Source organism: Microcoleus sp. LEGE 07076, assembly GCF_015207455.1.
In the GTDB taxonomy this organism is placed as follows: Bacteria; Cyanobacteriota; Cyanobacteriia; order Cyanobacteriales; family Microcoleaceae; genus Microcoleus.
Genome location: NZ_JADEWV010000271.1, coordinates 1 through 6377, shown reverse-complemented (window position 1 = coordinate 6377; position 6377 = coordinate 1). Strand labels below are relative to the sequence as shown.

General features: G+C 45.4%; 4 protein-coding genes and 1 pseudogene. 2 read left to right on the top strand and 3 right to left on the bottom strand.

The features are described 5' to 3' along the window. Together IQ270_RS32445 and IQ270_RS26820 are read right to left on the bottom strand one after the other, a co-directional pair. Window positions 1-68 (bottom strand): annotated as a pseudogene (locus tag IQ270_RS32445) (D-galactonate transporter); the annotation flags it as partial. A 19-nt stretch (window positions 69-87) separates the two neighbouring features. After that, window positions 88-3144, bottom strand: coding sequence for a PAS domain S-box protein (locus IQ270_RS26820; RefSeq protein ID WP_193976205.1), 3057 nt, complete (start codon window positions 3142-3144; stop codon window positions 88-90). 395 nt (window positions 3145-3539) lie between these two features. Between IQ270_RS26820 and IQ270_RS26815 the strand changes: the two genes are divergently transcribed. Both IQ270_RS26815 and IQ270_RS26810 read left to right on the top strand, forming a co-directional pair. Further along, window positions 3540-4733: an NAD(P)/FAD-dependent oxidoreductase gene (locus IQ270_RS26815; protein ID WP_193976204.1), complete on the top strand. Its 1194-nt coding sequence runs from the start codon at window positions 3540-3542 to the stop codon at window positions 4731-4733. A gap of 321 nt (window positions 4734-5054) precedes the next feature. Continuing rightward, on the top strand, window positions 5055-5771 hold the full coding sequence (locus tag IQ270_RS26810; protein WP_193976203.1) for an HAD-IA family hydrolase: 717 nt from the start codon (window positions 5055-5057) through the stop codon (window positions 5769-5771). A 77-nt stretch (window positions 5772-5848) separates the two neighbouring features. On the opposite strand, the gene IQ270_RS26805 is transcribed toward IQ270_RS26810, so the two are convergent. Further along, on the bottom strand, window positions 5849-6377 hold a 529-nt coding region (locus IQ270_RS26805), incomplete at its 5' end, for a substrate-binding domain-containing protein (protein WP_193976202.1).

Here is a 6377-nt window from a genome sequence, read left to right as displayed (position 1 = left end):
CCAATAACCAATAACCAATAACCAATAACCAATAACCAATAACCAATAACCAATAACCAATAACCAATAACTACTAACCAATAACTACTAACTTCTGCTTACAGGAATCTCGATCGCAAATTCCGTACCTTGACCGGGTGCAGAATTGCACTTAAGCTCACCGCCGTGTTTTTCTACCACAATTTGATAGCTGATCGACAGCCCCAAACCAGTGCCTTTACCCGGTTCTTTCGTAGTAAAAAACGGATCGAACAGCCTTTCGTGAACATCTATCGGAATCCCCGGGCCGTTGTCAGCAATCCGAATCACAATATGAGAAGGATGTCGAATTGAACTATCGGAAACAGCAGAATTTGCCTGTATCAAAACATCCTGTTTGTACTTTACTTCCGTACAAATCCGCAGCGTCGGCGAAGGACAAGAAGGAATAAGCGCCTGTTCCCCGTCGCCCCACTGTCCGGTTTCCATTGCTTCTTCCAAAGCATCAATTGCATTGGCGATAATATTCATAAAAACCTGATTTAACTGTCCAGCATAACACTGTACGCGAGGCAAATCACCGAACTCTTTGAGCAGCACAATTTTCGGATGTCCAGCCGTTTCTTTGAACCTGTGCTGCAAAATCAACAAAGTGCTGTCAATTCCTTCGTGAATGTCTACCTGTTTTTGTTCGGCTTCGTCCAATCGCGAAAAATTCTTTAGCGATAGCACAATTTGGCGAATTCTTTCGGCTCCCATTTTCATTGATGTTAACAATTTTGGCAAATCTTTGAGCAGAAAATTAAAATCTATATCATCTATTTCTTCTCGAATTGCCTCTGTCGGTTCCGGGTATTCGCGCTGGTAAAGTTGCAGCATTTTTAGCAAGTCTTTAAAGTAATCGTCCGCGTGCATGACGTTGCCGTAAATGAAGCTAACTGGATTGTTGATTTCGTGAGCTACGCCAGCTACTAATTGCCCCAAACTCACCATTTTTTCATTTTGCACCATCATGCTTTGAGTTTTGTGCACGTTCCGCAGGGCTTTCGCCAGTTCTTCATTTTTGGCTCTCAACTGACTTTCCGAGAGCCGCACAGCTTCTTCTGCTTGTTTTTTGGCAGTAATATCTTTGCGAATTGCTACATATTGATGGGGGTCTCCGTTGGGATTTAAGAAAGGTACAATAGTTGTATCCAACCAGAATAATGTGCCGTCTTTAGCTTGATTTTTCATCTCTCCCCGCCAAACATTCCCTTGGCGGATGGTTGACCAAAGCTGCTTGAAAAAATCTGGTTGGTGATAACCAGAATTGACAAGTCTGTGGGTTTTGCCGATCAATTCTTCTCGTTCGTATTTAAAGAGTTCGCAAAATTGATTGTTGACATAGGTGATGGTGCCGAATTCGTCGGTATTGGAGACGATCGCAGATTGATCTAGTGCAAATTTTTCAAATTCTAATTCTTGGAGAGTTTGGCGCAATTCTGCTTCGGCTTGTTTGCGATCGCTAATATCGGTAATCATCCGCAACACGCCGCAAAATTCGCCCTCGCTATCAAACATTGGCGTTGCGGAGACGATCGCCCACAAGTGAGAGCCATCAGAGCGAATAAACTTAAAATCGTGGCGTTCCCTAATGCCTTGTCGTCTGCGCTGCACGTAACTTTCGGCTATTTCCCGAGCCGAGTCATCGATAAATTCAAATAGCGATCGCCCCAGCATTTCCTCCACAGTATACCCCAGCATTTCGGCCATCCGAGAGTTAGCAAAAGTTGTGATGCTGTCGCTGTCAAACATCCAAACGCCCTCCGAAGCCGTCTCGACGATGCAGCGGTAATAACTCTCGCTTTCGCTGACTGTTGCCTCTGCTTGCTTGCGAGCGGTAATATCAGTTTGCACCGCAATAAAACCTTCTAGTTCCCCGGTTTCTTGATAAATAGGGGCGATCGACAGCGCTACCCAATAACCCTTTCCATCCTTACTGTAATTGTAAATTTCCTGATTAAACGCCTCGCCCGCAGCCAAAGCCGATCGCAATTGAGCAATAGTTAGCGGGTCTGTTTGAGGACATTGCAGCACATCAGCCAGTTTGTTTCCCAGCATTTCTGCTAGCCCGTAACCGCTAATCCGAGTAAATCCTTCATTCACCCATTCTATGCAGCCTCTAGCATCAGTAATAATCACACCATTTTGCGTTTTTTGAGCCACGATCGCCAACCGCAGCAATTCTGTTTCAGTTTGTTTGCTTTCGGTAATATCTTGAGCAATAGCCAGAATGTACTTAGGCGCACCAGCCTCATCAAACAAAGGAACTTTTTTATTGTGCAAAATTCGCTTTCCCCGGCGTGGGAGTTGGATAGTTTCTTCTGGGAAATCTACACATTTTCCCGCAGCAAATACTTTTAAATCCTGTGATTGCAAGTAATTTGACTGCTCTGCTTCCAACAAGTCAGCAGCATTATTTCCCATGACTTCATCGCTGGAATAGCCAAACAATTTTTCGCTCGCTTTATTCCAATAAATAAATTTTTGTTCCACAGCATCTTTAATAAAGACGCTCACCGGCAGATTTTGCAGTACCGCATTCAAAAAATCTTGAGTGTTTCGCAAAATTTCCTCAGCCCGCTTGCGATCGGTAATATCCAAAATCACTCCGTCGAGATAGACCACCTGAGACAGAGAATTGGCGATCGGCGAAACCGCAGCAGACAAAAAGCCCTCTATTTCCCCTTGTCCCTGTTGCGTTCTCGCCTCATCCACCTCGCAGCAAACAGCTCGGCCTTTTTCGCAAACCCAGCTAATTTCACCGTCAGCCCGGACAATACGGTATTCAACGATGTACGGAGTTTTTGCTGCTGCACTTTTTGCCACAGCATCACCGACATTCTTGCTGTCTTGAGGATGGATAATGCTGGCAAAAGAACGGACGCGACCGTTGATAAAATCAGAAGATGGATAGCCTGATATTTCTTGAATTGCCTCGCTCAAAAACGTCATTGTCCGTGTCGGTGCGCCGTCGCCCGTACAGTCGCAGGTACAGCGGTAGACAGCACCGGGAATATTAGCTACTAAATTTTTATATCGTTCTTCGCTGCTTAATAAAAATGAGCTGTCTTTCTGATGGCTGTCGCCTTTTTTAAAATTAGAAGAATTCGAGGAAATTTGCATGATGTGTGTCACTTGTGAGTGCGGGGGCAAGTGTTATAGTAGATCCCTGTCTTAAAAATGAATGTAATTGGCGCAATAATCCGCTATAAACTAATATAGTACAAAATTACTTGTGCGAACATTCAGAAAATTTAATGCCGGCTAATAGGCAGAGCTAATTAAGGATATTATGTAAAAGACACAAGGCAGTTCGGCAACGCATTTGATAGCGGATGCAAATGGATTTAACGCATTGATGTTCGGCAAAGATTTGGCCGATTCTCCCCCTCAGACCATCTTTACGCGCGATCGAAGCCGTTGCAGTCATCTCCCCCGCTCCCGCTCCCCCAATCCCCCACTCTCGTTAGAATAAGAGTAAGTTGCCTTGCGATTGATCGCCCTCAAACAAAAAAACCATGACTCAACAACAACCCCGGATTTGCATTCTCGGCGGAGGCTTCGGCGGACTCTACACAGCCCTGCGCTTGAGTCAATTGCCCTTCTCCAAAACCGAAAAACCCGAAATAGTCCTAGTCGATCGGCGCGATCGCTTCCTGTTCGTTCCCCTGCTGTACGAACTCCTCACCGGCGAACTTCAAACCTGGGAAATCGCTCCGCCTTTTGCCGAAGTGTTGGAAGGTAAAGGCGTGCGGTTTTGTCAAGGCACTGTCTCCGGCATCGATGTAGACAACAAGCGAGTGGAGTTACACGACGGGCCAGAAATTCCGTGCGATCGCCTCGTGTTAGCTTTGGGCGGCGAAACTCCTCTAGATATGGTCAAAGGAGCAGTTGAATACGCTTACTCGTTCCGCAGCCTAGACGACGCTTACCGCTTAGAAGAAAGACTGCGGTTCCTCGAAGCCAGCAATACCGACAAAATTCGGGTGGCGATCGTCGGTGCCGGTTATTCGGGAGTAGAATTAGCTTGTAAATTAGCCGATCGACTCGGAGACAAAGGTCGCGTCCGGTTAGTCGAGCAAAGCGACACAATTCTGCGGACATCGCCGGAGTTCAACCGCGAAGCAGCCGACAAAGCATTAGAAAAACGCAAAGTGTGGATCGACTTAGAAACATCAGTAGAGGCGATCGAATCCGACACCATATCCTTACTGTACAAAGGACAATTAGATGTTCTGCCCGTAGACATAGTATTGTGGACAGTAGGAACCCAAGTCAGTGAAGCAGTGCGATCGCTACCCCTCAAACAAAACCCCCGCGGTCAATTAATAGTTAACTCCCAGATGCAAATCATCGACCATCCAGACATATTTGCCCTAGGAGACTTAGCAGAATGTCATGATGCAACCGGCCAAAAAGTCCCCTCCACCGCCCAAACAGCATTCCAGCAAGCCGACTACACCGCCTGGAACATATGGGCCTCGTTGAGCGATCGACCTTTGCTACCTTTCCGGTACCAGCCGCTAGGAGAAATGATGACATTAGGAATAGACAACGCCACCCTCGCCGGTTTAGGAATCAAACTCGACGGACAACTAGCCCACATTGCTCGCCGCCTAGCCTATCTCTATCGGATGCCAACATTTGACCACCAACTAAAAGTTGGTTTTAATTGGATTAGTAAGCCGATTCAGGATTTGCTGAAAAAGTAATAGATAAGACGGCGAATAGAATTCGCGTCTACACAAACGATGTCCGCGGAGGCGGACGGAAAAAAATAACTTAATTCCATTCGCCCGGTCTTCTGATTCTTCAACCTGCGGAGGCAGGTTTTGTTTGTGTAGACGCGAATTCCATTCGCCCGGTCTTCTTCTGATTCTTCAACCTGCGGAGGCAGGTTTTGTTTGTGTAGACGCGAATTCCATTCGCCCGGTCTTCTGATTCTTCAACCTGCGGAGGCAGGTTTTGTTTGTGTAGACGCGAATTCCATTCGCCCGGTCTTCTATTACTCCTTCTCAAATTCATTCTAACCAATGACAAAAATTATCTTTTTAGATGCAGCAGGCACACTATTTGACGTTCGCGGCAGCGTCGGCGAAGTCTACGCAAAAATAGCCAAAAACTTCGGAGTAACAGTTAAGAGTGAAGACTTAAATGCAGCATTTTACCAAAGCTTCGCCTCAGCAACTCCGATGGCATTTCCAGGAGTAGAAGCAGCAAAAATTCCCCAACTAGAACTTGAGTGGTGGCAAACAGTTTCCGCGAAAGCTTTTCAAATAGCAGGCATTTTTCATCAATTTTCCGACTTTCCCAAATTCTTTGCCGAACTCTACGCTCATTTTGCCACCGCCGAACCTTGGTTCGTCTATCCCGACGTATTCCCAGCATTAAATAGATGGCAGCAACAAGGAATAGAATTAGCAGTAGTCTCGAATTTCGATTCCCGAATTTATCCAGTATTGAAATCACTAAATTTAGCAGAATATTTCACATCGGTGACAATTTCCACCGAAGTAGGTTCTGCAAAACCAGACTCTAAAATTTTTACCGCAGCTTTGCAAAAGCACAACTGCCTTGCTGAAAATGTTTTACATATCGGTGACAGCTTCAAGGCAGATTATTGCGGTGCTACAACTGCTGGATTAAAAGCAATTTGGTTGAACAGACAACAGGAAAAAGTAGATTTAGATAAATTGTCTTTGACTGAGACACCATTAGAACAGTTTACCAGTTTTGATGATTTTTTCTAGTTCCCAAAAAATGCTTTTGCTGTGCCTCTATCACCGCATTCGGGGCAACCGCAGGGGAATTCATTCTACAAATTGCTTTAGCGTATTCTCACAAAACCTGTCTTTTCAATCAACTCTTGCCCCCGCGAACTCAGCAGCAAATTAGCATAAGCTTCTCCTGCTTGCTGGTCAACTTGACCGTTTTCTTTGACAATTACAAATAGCCTCCTGGTAATCGGATATTTACCGCTGCGAAACGCCTCTGCATTTAGCTGGTTTAGTTGACCGGGGCATTTGTTAAGCGGTACAAAAGGCTCTTTGTAAGGAGTAATTAATTGGTCTGGTTGGCGACCGATCGCTATAGTTTTAACTGTACACTGTCCGACTACTTCTGGAGCCGATGCGTAATAAATTGCACCCAAATTTTCTGCAACTTTTCGCAAAGCTAAAGTTGTGTTGGAAACTAACTGAACATCGGTGCCAAAATTTTGCTTTTCTAAGACATTTTCAATAAAGAATTCTACTGTACCGCTATCTTCCTGGCGGCGCGAGTAGGGCGCGATCGCCAAATCCGGCCCGCCAACTTCTTTCCAGTTGACAATTTTGCCAGGGTAAATGTCCTTAAGC

Bases quoted from the DNA above. Each gene is read 5' to 3' on its own strand.
- IQ270_RS26820 (WP_193976205.1), bottom strand. From the start codon at position 3,144: ATGCAAATTTCCTCGAATTCTTCTAATTTTAAAAAAGGCGACAGCCAT.
- IQ270_RS26815 (WP_193976204.1), top strand. From the start codon at position 3,540: ATGACTCAACAACAACCCCGGATTTGCATTCTCGGCGGAGGCTTCGGC.
- IQ270_RS26810 (WP_193976203.1), top strand. From the start codon at position 5,055: ATGACAAAAATTATCTTTTTAGATGCAGCAGGCACACTATTTGACGTT.